Origin of the sequence: Lentzea waywayandensis (assembly GCF_900115955.1) — a bacterium.
Lineage (GTDB): Bacteria > Actinomycetota > Actinomycetes > Mycobacteriales > Pseudonocardiaceae > Lentzea > Lentzea waywayandensis.
In genome coordinates this window covers 872,726-888,335 of sequence record NZ_FOYL01000004.1, presented here as the reverse complement: position 1 = coordinate 888,335, position 15,610 = coordinate 872,726, and the positions used below count along the sequence as shown (strand labels likewise).

Here is a 15,610-nt window from a genome sequence, read left to right as displayed (position 1 = left end):
CCGCTGGAGCGCGGGGGTGCGCTCTCATTGGGAGCGTGAAAGCTGAAACTGAAACGTCAGCCTGAACCACTCGGTCACAGTGCAGGTTCGAATCCTGCTCCCGGCACCATCACGCCGGGGTAGCCCAATCGGTAGAGGCAGCCGGGATCAAACTCAGACTCTCGCTCCAGATTCAGCATTACCGCCGAACGCCAGATCACCCGAGAACGGACAAGACTCGCCGAGGTGCAGGTTCGAATCCTGCTGGCCGCTCTACCCGTGCGGCCGTAGCTCAACGGAAGAGCGCGGCGACCTAAGGACTGATCCGACTCTTAAACGTCGCTGGTGTGCGCAAATGGGCGGCCAAACGGGGCCCTGGACTGGACATGTCCGGGGCCCCATCCGCGTTCAGGTGCGGCCAGGGGCCGGCAGCGGTCGAGCGTGCCGGGGCCGTAGGAGCCGTGCAGGACCAGCACTCCCGCACGGCTTCCGGCAAGAGGGCGCACGAGCACGCCCTGCACTGCACCGGTGATCTCCTGCTCGACGATGTCCAAGAACTCAGTGAGCCGTCACTTCGCCGGACGTCGTGGTCCGGCTCGGCAGCAGGGCCGCCACGACGATCGTGGCCGCGGCCAGGGCGGTGGCGATCACGAACGCCAGCTTCATGCCGCTCAGCTGCGCCAGCGCGGCGGTGGTGCCGTCTGCGACCAGTTGGCTGGTACGGGCGGACATCACGGTCACCACCAGGGCGGTGCCCAGGGCTGCCGCTACCTGCTGGAGGGTGCCGAGGATCGAGCTGCCGTGCGGGTACATGTTCGGCGGCAGGGCGCCCATGCCGAGGGTGAAGATCGGGGTGAACGTCGCTGCCAGGCTGACCATCAGGAGTGCGTGCAGGGCGAGAACCTGCCAGTACGGCATGGTCATGGACACCTGGGTGAAGCCGGCCAGGGAGAGCACGATGCCGATCGAGCCCGGCAGGACCAGCGGGCGGCTGCCGAGGCGGTCGTACAGGCGGCCGACGGTCGGGCCCAGCAGGCCCATGGCCAGACCGCCCGGCATGAGGAGCAGGCCGGTCTGCAGCGGGGTGAGGCCTCGCAGGTTCTGCAGGTAGAGGGGCAGCAGGATCATCGAGCCCATCATCGCCAGGAACGCGATGCACATCAGGGCCAGCGCCAGTGCGAAGGTGCGGTGGGTGAGGGTGCGCAGGTCCATGAGCGGGGCGCCGGTGCGCTGCAGTTTGAGCTGGCGGAGCACGAAGAACGCGATGGTGGCGGCGCCCGCGATCACGATGCCGATGCTCGGGCCCAGGTTGGATTCGCCCTCGCCGAAGAGGCTCAGGCCGTAGACCAGGCCGCCGAAGCCCAGCGTCGCCATGACCGCGCTCGCCCAGTCGAGGGTGCTGACCTGGGGCTCGCCGATGTTGTCGAGGTGGCGGAGGCCGAAGTACGTCACGGCGCCGGCGATCGGGAGGACGGCGACGAACAGCAGGCGCCAGGAGCCCAGTTGGAGGATCACGCCGGAGATGGCCGGGCCGAGGGCCGGTGCCACTGAGATCGCCAGGGTCACGTTGCCCATCACGCGGCCTCGGTCCTGTTCCGGCACGACGGTCATCAGCGTGGTCATCAGCAGCGGCATCATCACGGCCGTGCCCGCGGCCTGCACGATGCGGCCCAGCAACAGGATCGTGAACGACGGCGCGGCGGCGGAGATGGCGGTTCCGGCGAGGAAGACGCCCATCGCGATCGCGTAGCCCTGGCGGGTGGTGACGCGCTGGAGGAACCAGCCGGTGACCGGGATCACGGCGGCCATGGTGAGCATGAACGCGGTGGAGACCCACTGCGCGGCCTGTTCGGTGACGTGCATCGACTCCATCAGGCGCGGAATCGCGTTGATCATGAGCGTCTCGTTGAGGATCACCACGAACGTGGCCAGCACCAGCAGGCGCACCACCAGCGGTGTCTTGCCCGCTTGTGCGGTCGGCCGGTCTTGGATCGCAGCAGGCATGTCAGGGCCCTCACTAGGTTGCTGGCATCAGGTTCTTCGAGACACCGGAGGAGACCTGCAACGCTGTAGGAACTCATCGGTACGCCCGAGTCTTCCTCATCGCCGCTCCGGTCTCACCCGGTTTCTCGTCCGTCTACTCATGCGTCGAACGGCCAGACCGCGAATCGACATGTCGGTCCGTAGGTTTTTCCGGATGGGGCCGAGGCTGGGTGAGTTGATCAACGAGTACGACGTTCCGGGTGCTCAGGTGGCCGTGCTGGCGTGTGGGGAGATACGGGACGAGGCCGCGGGCGTGCTGAGCGCGCACACTCGGGTCGAGGTGACGAACGACTCCGTGTTCAAGGTCGGTTCGATCACCAAGATCTGGACCGCCACACTCGTGCAGCAACTCGTGGACGACGGGTTGCTGGATCTCGACAGTCCGGTTTGCCGCTACCTGCCTGGGTTCACACCTTCGCTCACGGCTCGTCATCTCCTCACGCACACGGGCGGGATCGACGCCAACCACTTCTTCGACACCGGACGCAATGGCGACGCGATCGAGAGGTTCGTCGAGGCGATCGCGGCGGAGGAGCACCCCGTTCCGCCCGGCACCGCGTTCTCGTACTCCAACAGCGGGTTCGTGGTGCTGGGCAGGCTGGTGGAGGTGTTGCGCGGCCGGCTGTTCCACGACGTGCTGCGCGAACGGCTGGTGACGCCGCTGGGATTGCGGACCGTTGTCACCGACGCGGACGAGGCGATCCTGCACCGGACAGCGGTCGGGCACCGTGAGGACGGATCGCCGGCCACCGCGTGGGCGGTCGCTTACGGCACGGCGCCGAGCGGGTCGCACTTCGCGATGAGTGCGCGTGAGCTGCTGGAGTTCGTGCGGCTGCACCTCGACGACCCGAAGCTCGCGGTGTTGCGGGAGACGCAGGTCGAGTCCGTGCCGGACCTCGGGATCGGTGTCGTCGGCTGGGGGCTCGGGTGGATGCTCCACCGGGACGGCGTTGTCGGGCACACCGGGGTTTCGAAGGGACAGAAGGCTTTTCTTCGCGTCGCACCGGATGACGGGGTCGCGGTGGCCGTGCTGACCAACAGCGTGCTCGCCGAGCCGTTGGCGCACAGGGTCTTCACCGAGGTCCTGCACGACGGGGCTCCTCAGACCACGGGCTGAGGGCGAGGTCGGACCGCGGGCCGATCACAAGCGGTCACGGCGCTGGCAGCGTCAACGACCATGAGGTTTCCGAACGGGTGGGTTGGTGGCACGGCTCTCGTGGTCGGGCCGGTGCTGTTGCTGGTGGGGACGCTGTTGCGGTCGCCCTTCAACTTCTTCTTCCCCGACCAGTTGCGGGCGGTGGTCGAGCATCCGGATCTGATGCGGGCGGCCTACACGGCGTTCCTGGCGGGGAACGTCGTGATGTGGGCGGCGGTCGCCTTCCTGGTCCAGCGGATCGGCGCCAAGAACCCCAGGTGGGCGGCTTGGGGCGGGATGCTGGTGACGATCGGGTTGTTCGAGCGGACCTTTCACGCCGGGGTCGATCAGGCGGCGTTCAGCGCCACTCGGCAACTCGGGGTCGACGGGGCGACGGAGCTGGTGGCGAAGGGCTACGGAGAGCTGCACCTGTTCAGCTTCCTGTCCTTCACGATCATGTTCGGCTGGTTCGTGCTGGCCTTCGGGGCGTACCGGTCCGGGGCGCTCGGCAAGATCCGGTCGGTGGCGCTGGCGACCATGGGGTTGTTGCCGCTGGGGGTCCTGAAGGGCACCGAGGTGATGTCGATCGTCGGCACGGCCGGGTTATGCCTCGCGTTGGTGCCGTTGGGGATTCAGGTGCTCCGGGAACTGCCTCGGCCGACGCGGAAGAACGTGCTGACGGCGGTGCCGGTGGCGCTCGGGCTAGGTGCGCTCGCCGTCCTGAGCACGCTCGGATGAGGCGAACGGCACCGCGAACCAGAGGCCGGCGAAGACGATGAACGCCAGCACGCCGACCACGACCGCGGGCCGGCCGCCCAGGATCACCTCGGCGAGCAGCAGAACGGTGCCGGTCATCGCCAGGGCCAGGAAGGCCAGGCCGACCAGGGCGAACGTGTTGCCGTAGCGGACCACGTCCTCGCGGCGGCCCTGGCGGAACAGGACGCGGTGCCACGCGGCGGGAGCGGTGAGGAAGGCGACGGCCACCGCCGCGCACAGCACCGTGACGAGGTGGGTGACGCGGATGTAGCCGCCGACGGTGGCGTACTTGTCGGTGAACGCGATGGAGAGCAGGAAGCCGAACAGGATCTGCACACCGGCTTGCGCCACGCGGAGCTCCTGCAGCAGCTCGTTGATGTTGCGGGCGAGTCTGCGCTGGTGAGATTCCTCGGCTTCGCTCACCACTTTCGCGTACCCGCCGCTGAACGGACGAAACGCCAAATGGCGGAGCTGGGCCGTTGGCACTAAGCAGGTGATCCATGAAGATGCTTGCAGTCGCGGCCGCCGCCGCGCTCGTGTTCACCGGAACCGCGCACGCCGAACCCGCGAAGGTGGCCCACACGTCCGCAAAGTTCGAGAGTTACAGCGCCACGGCGAAGGCCGTCACGTACGACGCCAAGGTCCCGGCCGGAGCCAAGGTCACCGTGGTCGGGGTACTGACGGTCCGGGGCGGCACGACAGTGTTGTTGGTGCTCAAAGGATTGCAGCCGCATCGGGCCTACGGCGCGCACGTCCACGTGAAGAAGTGCGGTGCGGCTCCAGCCGATTCAGGGCCGCACTTCCAGAACGTCGTCGACCCGGTGCAGCCGTCCGTCGACCCGGCCTATGCCAACCCCCGCAACGAGATCTGGCTCGACGTGCACACCGACGGCAACGGGTTCGCCCACACGCAGTCCACTGTGGACTGGCAGTTCACCGAACGGCACGCACAGTCCGTGGTGCTGCACAACGAACACACGCACACCAAGCCCGGCGAGGCAGGCACCGCCGGGCCACGACTGGCGTGCGTGAACGTCGACTTCTAGACGCGGTTGATCACGAAAAAGTCAGTCACAAATGCGACCGGGTCGCCCGCGGTGTTGCGGCCGACCCAGGTCGGGTAGACGCCGTCGCCCCAGCCGGTCGAGAACGCCACGACGTTCAGACCGGACCGGGTGTCGGTCACGTTGGCCGGGCCACGGCCGCCACCGACCGCGCCGAGAGCGTCGATCAGGTCGCAGTTGCCCAGCTCGTCGTCGCCGGCCAGGCGGTCCAGCGCCGAAGCGGCGCCGAGATCGAAGAACGCGCCGGTGCTCGACTTCACCTCGTAGCCGAACTCCGGCATCACCGGGAGCATCGGCACGTGCTCGCCCGGCACCACCGCGGGCCGCCACGAGTAGGCGGGCTCGTCCTTCACGGTCACCCTGGCGGCCGCGACGCGGTAGCCCTGCCGCTCGTCCGGCAACCCGTCGCCGTCGATGTACGAGACCAGCGAGACCGACACCGGGTAGCTGCCCGGCTCGACGGTGTCGGTGAACGCCTCGGCATCCTCCGGCCACACGACGAACGGGTCCGCCGCCACGAGTCTGCCCGTCGGCAGGGCCAGCTCACCCACCTGCTGAACGGCAATGACCTGCTGTTCGCCGCCGCCGGTCGGCTTGCCGACCGGTCCGTCGACGAAGAACCGTTCGAACCCGGACCTGATCAGTTCAACCGCCCCCACGCGTAGGCCACCTCCAAGGGCATGTTGGCAGAAGGGTCCGACACCCGATCGGGGCACCGGGGGTGTTCGCGTTCGGTGAAGTCTGCGATACCGCAAGGAATCTGCTGCCACGCTGGTCAGCATGGGGACGATCGACGTGGTGCTCGGCGACATCACGCAACAAGAAGTTGACGTCATCGTCACGGCGGCCAACGAGTCGTTGCTCGGCGGAGGCGGGGTCGACGGCGCGATCCACCGCGCGGCCGGGCCGAGGCTCGCGGAGGCGGGGTCCAGGCTGGCTCCGTGCGAACCGGGCAAGGCGGTCGCCACGCCCGCGTTCGGCCTCGCGCCGGTCAAGCACGTGATCCACACGGTGGGGCCGGTCTGGGAGGACGGTGAGCAGGGCGAGGACGAGGTGCTCACCAGTTGCTACGTCGAGTCGCTCCGGCTGGCCGAGCGGCTCGGGGCGGAGAGCATCGCGTTCCCGGCCATCGCGACGGGGATCTACGGGTTCCCGCTGGAACGTGCCGCGCAGATCGCGACCCGGACGGTCCGCTCGTTGCCGATCGTCGACCGGATCCTGTTGGTGGCGTTCGATCGGGAGACCTACGAGGCGATCGTGGTCACTCTCGGTGAAGATCGCGGCAGGTCAGTGCCGTAACCTGAGGGGCGTGTCCGTTCCCTCCACGCTGAAGATCGGCCCGTTCGCCGTCGACCCGCCCGTTGTGCTGGCACCCATGGCCGGCATCACCAACGTGGCGTTCCGGCAGCTGTGCCGTCAGTACGGGGCCGGGCTCTACGTCTGCGAGATGATCACCGCGCGGGCACTGGTCGAGCGCGACGCGATGACCATGCACATGATCACGTTCGACGAGGGGGAGAGCCCCCGGTCGATGCAGCTCTACGGCGTGGATCCGCGCAACGTCGGCGAGGCCACGAAGATGATCGTGGACGAGAACCTCGCCGACCACATGGACATGAACTTCGGCTGCCCGAAGTCAACACACTTACAACAAAGTCTTCTGGCCGCGTAACCTGCATAAACACGCGGAATCGCAGCTTGCGCGCCGTCGCACATGTGATCCGGCAGACTGTGCGCCGTGAGCCTCGAAGCCAAGTTGGCCCTCGCTGCGCTGATCGTCGCGGTTGTCGCCATACCGATCGCGGTGTGGACAACTCGGCAGTACGGAACGCGCCGTAAGAAGCTGCTCTTCCTGTTCGAGGCGACCTCCCTGATGCCCGAGATCAAAGGCTCCGCCGCAAACGCGTTGAAGATCACTTACCACGACATCCCAGTCGATGATCCGCATCTCCTGACAATCCGGCTAGAGAACGTCGGACCATCGGATATTGCGAGCAACCACTTCGATTCCGGCAAGCCGGTTCAGGTACGCCTTAATAGCACGTTGTACGGGATGCTGAGCGCGACACAGCCCGAACACACTGTTGGCCCGGCTATGGGCACCGCGGACGCGGTCGTCGAGTTGACGCCGCTGCTCTTCAAGCGGAAGGACACTTGGGTCGTTGAAGTCTTGGTATCGGGCAACCCTCACCCCGAATTGGTCAGTACGCTCGTCGATACCGACGTGGTGGCGGAAACCGTGTCTGATCGACTCGTCAAAGCCAACCAACATCCCCTCGTAGAAGTGCTCGACGTCCTACTGGGCTCCGTGTTGGTCGGCGCGACGGCCGGACTGTTGGGTGGAAGGCGACGACGGTAACGCAAGAGATCCACCAAAGTGATCATTTGGGCTGGTCAGCTAGCCTATTTCGTGGCTCCTCGACTCCCTCACCCAAGATCGGCCAGTACGCTGTCGACCCCGCGGTGGCGCTGGCCCGGATGGCGGGCATCACCAATGTGGCCTTCCGCCAGCTCTACCGGGAGTTCGGCAACCCCACATCGCTCTCTGCGAGATGATCACCGCCCGCGCGATCGTCGAACGCGATCCGGAAACCCATTCACATGATCACCTTCGGTGCGGACGAACACCTGCTGTCGATGCAGCTCTACGGCGTCGACGACCCGAAGACGATGGCCGAGGCGGTGAAGATCATCGCGGGGAGAAGGCCTCGCAGACCACATCGATCAGAACTAGGGATGCTCGAAGTCAACACACTGAGAACCAGTGATCACTCACATCTCAAGGGAGGCTTGATACTTCCACCTTCTACTTCACGCTGCGCCGGTCCTGTCGACTGCAACCGCAGACTGCCGCTGTTTCCCGGAATTCGCAGAACGCGCCTTGATTCCGAGCAAAATATCAGAGTTCGTCGCTGCATTCTTCAAAAGCTGATCCACAATCTTACTTACGGCGCGATCATGCGCTTCTGCACTCAGCTTATCCGAAAGCCTCTCAGCCGCAAGAAGGTAACTATTCACCAGCGGTTGGCCAAAGAAGAAATTAAGCTGACCAAGTGTGCGATTATAAGTAGCGATGAAGGTCGCACCGAGATAGGATGCAACTCCGGTACCCAATGCGGCCAAAGCTCCCACGATTGCTCTCGTGATGCCATCTTGCAACTGAATCACGGTGACTCCACCAAACAAGAGCACCGCCAAGCAAGCAGCCATCGCAATCTGCGTATTTCGATAGGCACTCGTCGCCTGGCGCGTTGTCATAGCATGATACTGAAGGATCAGTCGCTGATTACTGCTAACGATCCCTTCATATCTGGACAGATCTTCGTACTCTTCTGCAGACACAGCCGGCACTGACTTCACTTGGCCGCCACCCGCAGAGGCGCGATAGAGAGTAACTATAGGGAAAATCAAAGACACAACAGCAACCGACAAGCCAATCCACGCAGCTGGCACCAACCCCAGCCCGAACCGCTCATTCTCGAAGTAGAGAATTAGGCCAACCCCGAAGGCAACCAGCGACACCATCAAAGACAGAGTCACCCTGCGCCGACCTGCTTGCACTGGGCCACCGATCTCCACTCCTTCGAGATGGAGCTCAGGGATCGACACAAGTGGCGTGAAGTACCTGGCGTCACCACGGCCGTTCAGTACCGAAGATCCATCAGAAGCATCGAAATCTCCCGTGCGATCTTCATCGCCAGCGCTATCGCGAGCGTTTTGAAGCATCGCTATTTTTTCTTCTCTTCCGGAGAGCGAGTGTCCTTGCCTACCTCACCTGACCGCCTTGCCGAATCTGCCGACAACTGAGGCTTCTCGTCTCCACTACCAGCTTTTAGTATCGCGCGATCATCGTCGATCTCAAACGTGTACTCGATGAGAGCGTGGTCGTCACCCACTCTGCTCACCAATTCACGATCGACACCACGCAGTCTAAGCATCAGATCAAAGATGGTCATGCCCACCCCTGGCGCTTCTGGTGTTCTTCAACATACTTTTCAATCTGCAGCGCGCGCACCAAATACTTGCCGTTGGAATTTCTCTCCACCAAGGCAAGTAGCTTACCTTCCGACAACCCTTGCACGACTTTGTTATAAACAATAGATGCGACCTGCTGGCAGTCCTCAGGAGTAAGACTCGGATAGACTTCTTTAAGCGCTGACTCGATCGTAGGCACTAATTCTGCAGACAATGCTGGCCCCCACGGTGGATGCCGACGAATACCAAGAGCGGACAAGGATCGAAAGTTGACCAACCATGCGGCTCCCGCAAGCTCTTCAATGAATTCGCCCAGAAGTATGCCATCGCGATGCGCCAACAAAGATCACCAATCAGTGGTCTATTCAGGTGAAGAGTTCAGACAGAAACGCCCAGTCGAGTGCGACAACGAACGATTGGATCATGAATAGCTAGACCACAAGAGTGCCACAATGGGTCCATAAGGGTGGACTCCAGTCGCATGCGTAACATCAATCGGCGATAAATGAGGTCAAGCTACTAGCCGTTGCCAAGGCCACAGCTACACACGAAGAAGGTTCGCAGATCAGCAACCGACCTGGCGTCGACGCTGGGGTGCAGATCGCAGCTGGTCAGTGCCGTAACCTGAGGGGCGTGCCCGCCCCAACCCTCAAGATCGGCCCGTACGCCGTAGATCCGCCTGTTGTGCTTGCTCCTATGGCAGGCATCACCAATGTGGCCTTCCGGCAGCTCTGCCGTCAGTACGGGGCAGGCCTCTATGTCTGCGAGATGATCACGGCCCGCGCACTCGTCGAGCGAGACGAGATGACGATGCACATGATCACGTTCGCAGAGACCGAGTACCCGCGCTCCATGCAGCTGTACGGCGTCGATCCGAAGAACGTCGGCGAGGCCATCAAGATGATCGCTGACGAAGATCTTGCCGATCACACAGATCTCAATTTTGGGTGCCCGGTGCCCAAGGTGACGCGCAAGGGTGGCGGTGCGGCGCTGCCGTACAAGCGCGAGCTGTTCCGGCAGATCGTGCGGGCCGCGGTGCGCAACGCCGGGGACATGCCGGTGACCGTGAAGTTCCGCATCGGCATCGACGACGACCACCTGACGTACCTCGACGCGGGACGTATCGCGCAGGACGAGGGTGCACAGGCCGTGGCACTGCACGCGCGCACGGCGTCGCAGCGGTACTCCGGCAAGGCCGACTGGACGGCCATCGCGCGGCTCAAGGAGGCCGTGACCAGCATTCCGGTGCTGGGCAACGGCGACATCTTCAGTGCTCAGGACGCGCTCGACATGGTCGCCGAGACCGGCTGCGACGGCGTGGTCGTCGGGCGCGGCTGTCTCGGCAGGCCGTGGCTGTTCCGGGACCTGCAGGCGGCGTTCCGGGGTGAACCGATCCCCGACGGTCCGTCGCTCGGTGAGGTCGCGGACGTCCTGCGCAGGCACGCCGAACTGCTCGCGGCGCACGACGGCGAGCACAAGGGGCTGCGCGACCTGCGCAAGCACATGGCCTGGTACTGGCACGGTTTCCCGGTCGGCGGCGACACGCGGCGGGCGTTCGCCATGGTGTCGAGCCTTCAGGAGCTGGACGATCTCATCGGCACGCTCGACCGGTCGGTGCCGTTCCCCGAGAACGCCGAGGGGCCGCGCGGCAGGCAGGGCTCGTCGGCGAAGGTCGTGCTGCCCGAGGGCTGGCTGGACGACCCCGAGGACGCCACCGTGCCGTCCGGTGCGGACGTGATGCACTCCGGTGGCTGAACGCGTCGCGGTCCTCCTGGCTTCGCTCGCGCTGGTCGCGGGCTGTGGCGGTCCGGTCGCGGGCTCGGCGAAACCGGTCCGGCTCAGCGATGGCGACCGCGCCAAGTTCAAGGAGTACTACGCCCAGGTCAACAAGGCGGGCGACGAGGGCGCGTCCAAACAGGCACAGCTCCTGAAGGACACGCAGCACCCGGACTTCAAGCAGAAGACGTGCGACCTGCGCGGCGCGACGATCAAGGTCGAGCCGACCTGGACCACGCTGCGGATGGACGCCGACTGGGCGCCACCGGGCGAGAAGGCCCATCCGCGGGGGGACGTGTACGTCGTCGCCGTCACGATCACGCTGCGCCAGGAGGATCAGGCGATCGGCAGCCAGATCGGGTCGCTGCACGTCGTGCTCCTGGACGACGAGGTGTACGGGTTCGCGCCCTGCCTCGGTGGCTGAGCGGGTTGTTGATCTTCCAAGCTCACTGGATCGGAGCAGCTGACGGTCAACCGGACGGGGGAAATCCCGCCCCCACGTGTCCTTCTTGCTCAAGCGCCGCCTACTTGGGGACGACACCTGCCAAGTAAGGAGGTGACCGCGATGACCGCGCTGCGACCCGAAACCGCAGAGACCCAGCAGGCCGACGCCCCAGTCGGCAGGCAGGGCCCTGGCCTTGTGGGGCTGCACGAGTCCATCGCGACGTTGCTCGCCTCCCGCGGCCAGTGGCGCCAGGCGTACCAGCACCTGCGTTCCGCGCTCGACCTCGTCCAGGCGGACCAGGTCGAGGAGCCGCACGTTCCGGAACAGCTGCGCCGCGAGGTCGAACTGCTGCGCCGGGAACACGCCGAGGCACGCGAGCAGAGCCTGCGCGACAGCCTCACCGACTCCTACAACCGCCGTTACCTCGACCAACGGCTGATGGACCTGCTGACCGAGCACGGAGCGTGCCGGCACGGGCTCGCCATCGCGTTGATCGACCTCGACTGGTTCAAGCAGGTCAACGACACCTTCGGCCACATCCTGGGCGACCGGGTGCTGCAACGCGTGGTCGAGATGCTTCAGCAGGGCCTGCCGGAGGGTGCCTTCTGCGCCCGCTACGGCGGCGAGGAGTTCGTGCTCGTGCTGCCCCGCGTCGACGCCTCCAGCGCCGTGGAGATCGCCGAGGCGGCCCGGGAACGTGTCGAGCGTCACCCGTGGCAGGAGATCGCGCCGGGGCTGCGCGTGACCGTCAGCGCGGGCCTCGCGTACGAACCGCCGGCGGACGAGGCGCCGGAGCGTCCGGCGGTCAGCGCCGAGCAGCAGTTGCTCCGCGCCGACAGCCTCCTGTACACAGCTAAGCAGTCGGGACGCAACGCGGTGGCGTACCGTGCCGATGGACGGGTTCGCCTCGCAGGTGCTGCCGCTGGCAGGCGTGCGATCACTGAGACACGTGTTCTCGGTTACTACTGAGTGACCTGGCTCACCCGTTCAGGGCAAGCGGACTGCTCGTAATCGCGTACAGATCGCAGCTGTATCACCCGGAGTGGTCGTCAGAAGTCGCCTACATCCGTAGTATCGCGGGCGCAACTGACACGCCGGTGATGCAACCCTTGTGTCCCGGTCGTCGTCACTTCGTAATGACGAACCGCTTTTGCTTCTGACCCAGAAGGGAGATTGGGTGCCCGACGACCCCCGACGTGGCGGCCCCTCTTCCCGTGGTGATCAGGATCCCCAGCACGACCAGCCGACCGGCCGTAGACGTCGCTCGATGGAAGGCTCTGGGGGCCTGAGCGTCTCGGACCTCATCGAGCAGCACAGCAGGACGAACATCCCCCGACCCGTCCCGCCAGGCTCGCCCGATGCATCCACAACAGGCAGGCGTGCCCTGCCGGATCCACCCGCGGCCACCGGCAGGCGTGCTCTGCCTGATCCCCCGGTGCACCAGCCTCCACAGCCTCCACAGGCACCGCGGCAGCAGCCACCCGCGGCTCACCGTCCTGGTGAGCAGACGGGTACGCGCCCGCGGCCTGACCAGGCTGCCCCGCAGAACTTCACCGGCGACCAGACCGGCAGGCGGCGCAGGGCCGACGTCGCACCCGAGCCGAACGGCGTTCAGCAGGCTCCGGCGCGCCCGCGTCCCGCGCCTGGTGAGCAGAGCGGTCCACGGCCGAGGCCTGCCCAGAATCCGGTCCCGAACCCGGAACAGAGCGGTACCTACCGGGTCGAGCAGACCGGGCAGCGCCCGAGGCCCGACGCGACGGGCATGCAGCGCCGCCCGGTCCCCGGCGAGCCGCCGAGCGGCCAGATCCGGCGTCCCGTGCCAGGCGAGATGCCGCCCAACGGCACTCCGCAGCGCAGGCTCGCCCCCGGCGACGTTCCGTCGTCCAACGGCATCCCGCGCCCGCCTGTCCCCGACGCCACCTCGAACGGCATGCCCAGGCCGCCGGCTCCCGGCGACCCGCGGCGCATACCTCCTGGCGACGCGCCTTCGTCGAACGGCATTCCACGGCGTCCCGCGCCAGGCGTGCCCGAGGCGAACGGCATGCCCGCCGGCACGGTCCGCCGACCGGGACCCGAGGTCAACGGGGCACCGCCGCGCAGGTTCGCGCCGGGCGACGCGCCGTCGTCCAACGGCATCCCGCGCCCGCCCGTACCCGGCGAGATCTCCCAGCCCAGCGGTCTGAAGCGCCCGCAGGCACCCGGCGACGCCGGCTCGAACGGCGTCCCGCGCCCGCCCGCGCCCGGCGAACCCACCGGCCTCCAGCGCCCGCCTGCTCCAGGTGGGACGCCGGACGGCCCCGCCCCGCGCCGCCTCCTGGCGGGCGAGGCACCGTCTCCCACCGCCGTTCCGCGTCCTCCCGCCCCCGGCGAGGGGCCGGAGAACACCGGCCGTCGTCCCATGCCCCCGAACGGGGACGTGACCGGCAGGCAGCCGATGCCGTCGCGCGCGGAGTCGAGCGGTCCCCGGCCGATGCCCCCCAGGGCGGAGTCCAGTGGCCCGCGACCGATTCCCGGTGGCCTCGCCAACCGGCTCGGCGCCGAGCCCGTGGACGAGCCGAAGGCCGACGCGCCGGGCCCCGAGGCCACCCAGATCGCCTCGGCGGCGGGTGTGGCCAAGGTCGAGAAGCGCGAAGACATGGACCCGTTGTGCCTCACCACCGAGATGGAGGCCATCGGCGACGACGTGAAGAAGCGTCGCGAGGTCGACCACACTCTCGCGCGGTTCTCCGCGGTGCACGACGAACTGCTCGAGCAGGAGCGCCAGCGCAAGGAACGGCGCGCCAAGCTCATGCCGTGGGTCAAGGACGGCGACGAGGACGACCTCGTCGACGAGGCGACCCAGTTCGCCGAGCCGGTCGTCCTCGGTGAGGAAGCCGGCGAGCAGCGGGCTCCAGGTCGCACGCCCCAGCAGCGCAAGCTCATGCGCGCCGGGCGGATCGGCGCGATCGCCGCCGCGGCCGTCGTGTTCGCGTCGACGGGCATCGGCTGGGCCGCGATGCAGTGGGCCGACTCCAAGATCCAGAAGATCGACGCGCTGGGCGGCAACTCGCAGGCCGTGCAACAGGCCGAGAAGCAGCTCGGTGACGAGAACTTCCTGCTGGTCGGCTCGGACACCAGGGCCGGCGCGAAGGCGGGCGACAACGTCGGCACCCAGGCGCAGGAGGGTGGCGCGCGGTCGGACGTGATCATGCTCGCGCACATCCCCGCGGACCGGAAGCGCATGGTCATCGTGTCGCTGCCGCGTGACGTGCGCGTCGACCGGCCTGCCTGCCGCAGCTACAACCCGGACAACGCGCAGTACGCGGGCCCGTTGGCGCCGGAGAAAGAGGTCATGGCGAACTCCGTCTACAACGACGGTGGACCCGAGTGCGTCGCCAACCTGATGACCCAGCTGACCGGCCTCAAGATCAACCACTTCGTCAGCATCGACTTCGTCGGCTTCCGCGAGATGTCGACCGCGATCGGCGGCGTGGAGATCTGCTCGCCGACCGCGATCAAGGACGACGAGCTCGGCGTCATCCTCGAGAAGCCGGGCAAGTACACGCTCAAGGGCGACCAGGCACTCCAGTACGTGCGCGCTCGCAAGGTCCAGGCCCAGGGCGACGGCGGCACGGACTTCGACCGGATCAAGCGGCAGCAGGGTTTCCTGTCGGCGATGCTGCGTCAGGCGCTGTCGAACGAGGTCCTGCTGAGCCCGACGAAGCTCAACAACTTCATCAACGCGCTCACCAAGTCCACCGTCGGCGACAACGTCGGTGTGGCGCAGTTGCTGGAGCTCGCGAACTCCTTGCAGAGCCTCGACGCCGGCCGCGTCTCGTTCGTGACGATGCCGCACTGGACCGACGAGGGCCCGACGAAGTCGAACAACGACAACATCGAGCGGCTCAAGGACGACGACGTCAAGGCGCTGTTCCAGACGATCATCGACGGAACGCCGCTGCCGCAGGAGAAGCCCGTCGACGGCAAGCCCGGCGACACCAACGCTCCCGTGCAGCAGCCCGGCACGCTGATCGACCCGAAGGACGTCACCATCCAGGTGCTCAACGGGGACCCGACCAACGGCGGCGCGGTCGCCAGGACGTCGAACGCGTTGGAGCAGCAGGGGTTCAAGATCGCCCAGCGGGGCAACGCGACGGAGAACGCACCCAAGACGATCATCAAGTTCGCGAAGGGCAACGAGAACAAGGCCGCGACGCTCAGGGCCGCCGTGCCCAGCGCGGAACTGGTCGAGGCACCGGAGATGGGCGGGGCGATCCAGCTGACGATCGGCGCGAACTTCGACGAGAAGATCCAGGCACCCAAGGCGGGTACCCAGCAGGGCACTCCGCAGGGTCAGGCCGCTGGTCAGCCGGGCGATGGTCTGTCCATTGTGAACGCGGCGGAGGACCCCTGCGCGGCGAAGTGATTCGCCTGGGGTTCACCTCCGGTTCATGCTGG

The 15,610-nt window shown here is 66.4% G+C and carries 15 protein-coding genes and 2 pseudogenes; 11 read left to right on the top strand and 6 right to left on the bottom strand.

The window, feature by feature from the left end:
• Positions 1 to 537: 537 nt before the first annotated feature.
• On the bottom strand, positions 538 to 1,983 hold the full coding sequence (locus BM417_RS20020; protein WP_093595943.1) for an MDR family MFS transporter: 1,446 nt from the start codon (positions 1,981 to 1,983) through the stop codon (positions 538 to 540).
• A gap of 193 nt (positions 1,984 to 2,176) precedes the next feature.
• Between BM417_RS20020 and BM417_RS20015 the strand changes: the two genes are divergently transcribed.
• Together BM417_RS20015 and BM417_RS20010 are read left to right on the top strand one after the other, a co-directional pair.
• Complete coding sequence (locus tag BM417_RS20015) at positions 2,177 to 3,139, top strand: serine hydrolase domain-containing protein (protein WP_093595940.1); 963 nt, start codon at positions 2,177 to 2,179, stop codon at positions 3,137 to 3,139.
• A gap of 60 nt (positions 3,140 to 3,199) precedes the next feature.
• Positions 3,200 to 3,895, top strand: coding sequence for a hypothetical protein (locus tag BM417_RS20010; RefSeq protein ID WP_093595938.1), 696 nt, complete (start codon positions 3,200 to 3,202; stop codon positions 3,893 to 3,895).
• On the opposite strand, the gene BM417_RS20005 is transcribed toward BM417_RS20010, so the two are convergent.
• Positions 3,860 to 4,336, bottom strand: coding sequence for a DUF6328 family protein (locus BM417_RS20005; RefSeq protein ID WP_093596421.1), 477 nt, complete (start codon positions 4,334 to 4,336; stop codon positions 3,860 to 3,862). The genes BM417_RS20010 and BM417_RS20005 overlap by 36 nt on opposite strands.
• Positions 4,337 to 4,413: 77 nt before the next feature.
• Here BM417_RS20005 and BM417_RS20000 point away from each other — a divergent pair, with 77 nt between their 5' ends.
• Positions 4,414 to 4,959 carry a superoxide dismutase family protein gene (locus BM417_RS20000; RefSeq protein WP_093595935.1) on the top strand — a complete coding sequence of 182 codons (546 nt, stop codon included), beginning with the start codon at positions 4,414 to 4,416 and terminating at the stop codon, positions 4,957 to 4,959.
• Here the strand turns inward: BM417_RS20000 and BM417_RS19995 are convergent.
• Complete coding sequence (locus BM417_RS19995; protein WP_177320494.1) at positions 4,956 to 5,636, bottom strand: DUF4241 domain-containing protein; 681 nt, start codon at positions 5,634 to 5,636, stop codon at positions 4,956 to 4,958. The genes BM417_RS20000 and BM417_RS19995 overlap by 4 nt on opposite strands.
• A gap of 121 nt (positions 5,637 to 5,757) precedes the next feature.
• Between BM417_RS19995 and BM417_RS19990 the strand changes: the two genes are divergently transcribed.
• The 4 genes and pseudogenes from BM417_RS19990 to BM417_RS49255 all read left to right on the top strand — a co-directional run.
• The gene (locus BM417_RS19990) at positions 5,758 to 6,276 is read left to right on the top strand and encodes a macro domain-containing protein (protein WP_093596418.1); all 519 of its coding nucleotides are present in this window, start codon (positions 5,758 to 5,760) and stop codon (positions 6,274 to 6,276) included.
• A 76-nt stretch (positions 6,277 to 6,352) separates the two neighbouring features.
• Positions 6,353 to 6,610, top strand: a pseudogene (locus BM417_RS19985) (tRNA-dihydrouridine synthase); the annotation flags it as partial.
• 105 nt (positions 6,611 to 6,715) lie between these two features.
• Complete coding sequence (locus BM417_RS19980; protein ID WP_093595928.1) at positions 6,716 to 7,336, top strand: hypothetical protein; 621 nt, start codon at positions 6,716 to 6,718, stop codon at positions 7,334 to 7,336.
• 119 nt (positions 7,337 to 7,455) lie between these two features.
• Positions 7,456 to 7,708: pseudogene (locus BM417_RS49255) on the top strand (tRNA-dihydrouridine synthase); the annotation flags it as partial.
• Between the two features lie 80 nt (positions 7,709 to 7,788).
• Here the strand turns inward: BM417_RS49255 and BM417_RS46865 are convergent.
• Genes BM417_RS46865 through BM417_RS46855 form a run of 3 tightly spaced genes read right to left on the bottom strand, consistent with a single transcriptional unit; the run spans position 7,789 to position 9,292 of the window.
• Positions 7,789 to 8,703, bottom strand: a complete 915-nt coding sequence (locus BM417_RS46865) for a hypothetical protein (protein WP_143138716.1) — start codon at positions 8,701 to 8,703, stop codon at positions 7,789 to 7,791.
• A 2-nt stretch (positions 8,704 to 8,705) separates the two neighbouring features.
• Complete coding sequence (locus BM417_RS46860; RefSeq protein ID WP_143138715.1) at positions 8,706 to 8,933, bottom strand: hypothetical protein; 228 nt, start codon at positions 8,931 to 8,933, stop codon at positions 8,706 to 8,708.
• Complete coding sequence (locus BM417_RS46855; protein ID WP_143138714.1) at positions 8,930 to 9,292, bottom strand: hypothetical protein; 363 nt, start codon at positions 9,290 to 9,292, stop codon at positions 8,930 to 8,932. Before BM417_RS46855 ends, BM417_RS46860 begins: the two co-directional genes overlap by 4 nt.
• A gap of 284 nt (positions 9,293 to 9,576) precedes the next feature.
• On the opposite strand from BM417_RS46855, the gene dusB reads away from it, so the two are divergent.
• The 4 genes from dusB (at position 9,577) to BM417_RS19955 (ending at position 15,578) form a co-directional block, all read left to right on the top strand.
• Positions 9,577 to 10,707, top strand: coding sequence for a tRNA dihydrouridine synthase DusB (gene dusB, locus BM417_RS19970; RefSeq protein WP_093596415.1), 1,131 nt, complete (start codon positions 9,577 to 9,579; stop codon positions 10,705 to 10,707).
• Entirely contained in the window at positions 10,700 to 11,152 is a 453-nt protein-coding gene (locus BM417_RS19965) for a hypothetical protein (protein WP_093595925.1), read from the top strand. The genes dusB and BM417_RS19965 overlap by 8 nt, the downstream gene beginning before the upstream one ends.
• Before the next feature lie 141 nt (positions 11,153 to 11,293).
• Positions 11,294 to 12,142, top strand: coding sequence for a GGDEF domain-containing protein (locus tag BM417_RS19960; RefSeq protein WP_093596311.1), 849 nt, complete (start codon positions 11,294 to 11,296; stop codon positions 12,140 to 12,142).
• 466 nt (positions 12,143 to 12,608) lie between these two features.
• Complete coding sequence (locus tag BM417_RS19955; protein ID WP_177320493.1) at positions 12,609 to 15,578, top strand: LCP family protein; 2,970 nt, start codon at positions 12,609 to 12,611, stop codon at positions 15,576 to 15,578.
• Positions 15,579 to 15,610 lie beyond the last annotated feature (32 nt).

Coding starts and splice junctions, on each gene's coding strand:
- BM417_RS20020 (WP_093595943.1), bottom strand. CDS start 1,983: ATGCCTGCTGCGATCCAAGACCGGCCGACCGCACAAGCGGGCAAGACA.
- BM417_RS20015 (WP_093595940.1), top strand. CDS start 2,177: ATGGGGCCGAGGCTGGGTGAGTTGATCAACGAGTACGACGTTCCGGGT.
- BM417_RS20010 (WP_093595938.1), top strand. CDS start 3,200: ATGAGGTTTCCGAACGGGTGGGTTGGTGGCACGGCTCTCGTGGTCGGG.
- BM417_RS20000 (WP_093595935.1), top strand. CDS start 4,414: ATGAAGATGCTTGCAGTCGCGGCCGCCGCCGCGCTCGTGTTCACCGGA.
- BM417_RS19990 (WP_093596418.1), top strand. CDS start 5,758: ATGGGGACGATCGACGTGGTGCTCGGCGACATCACGCAACAAGAAGTT.
- BM417_RS46865 (WP_143138716.1), bottom strand. CDS start 8,703: ATGCTTCAAAACGCTCGCGATAGCGCTGGCGATGAAGATCGCACGGGA.
- BM417_RS46860 (WP_143138715.1), bottom strand. CDS start 8,933: ATGACCATCTTTGATCTGATGCTTAGACTGCGTGGTGTCGATCGTGAA.
- BM417_RS19960 (WP_093596311.1), top strand. CDS start 11,294: ATGACCGCGCTGCGACCCGAAACCGCAGAGACCCAGCAGGCCGACGCC.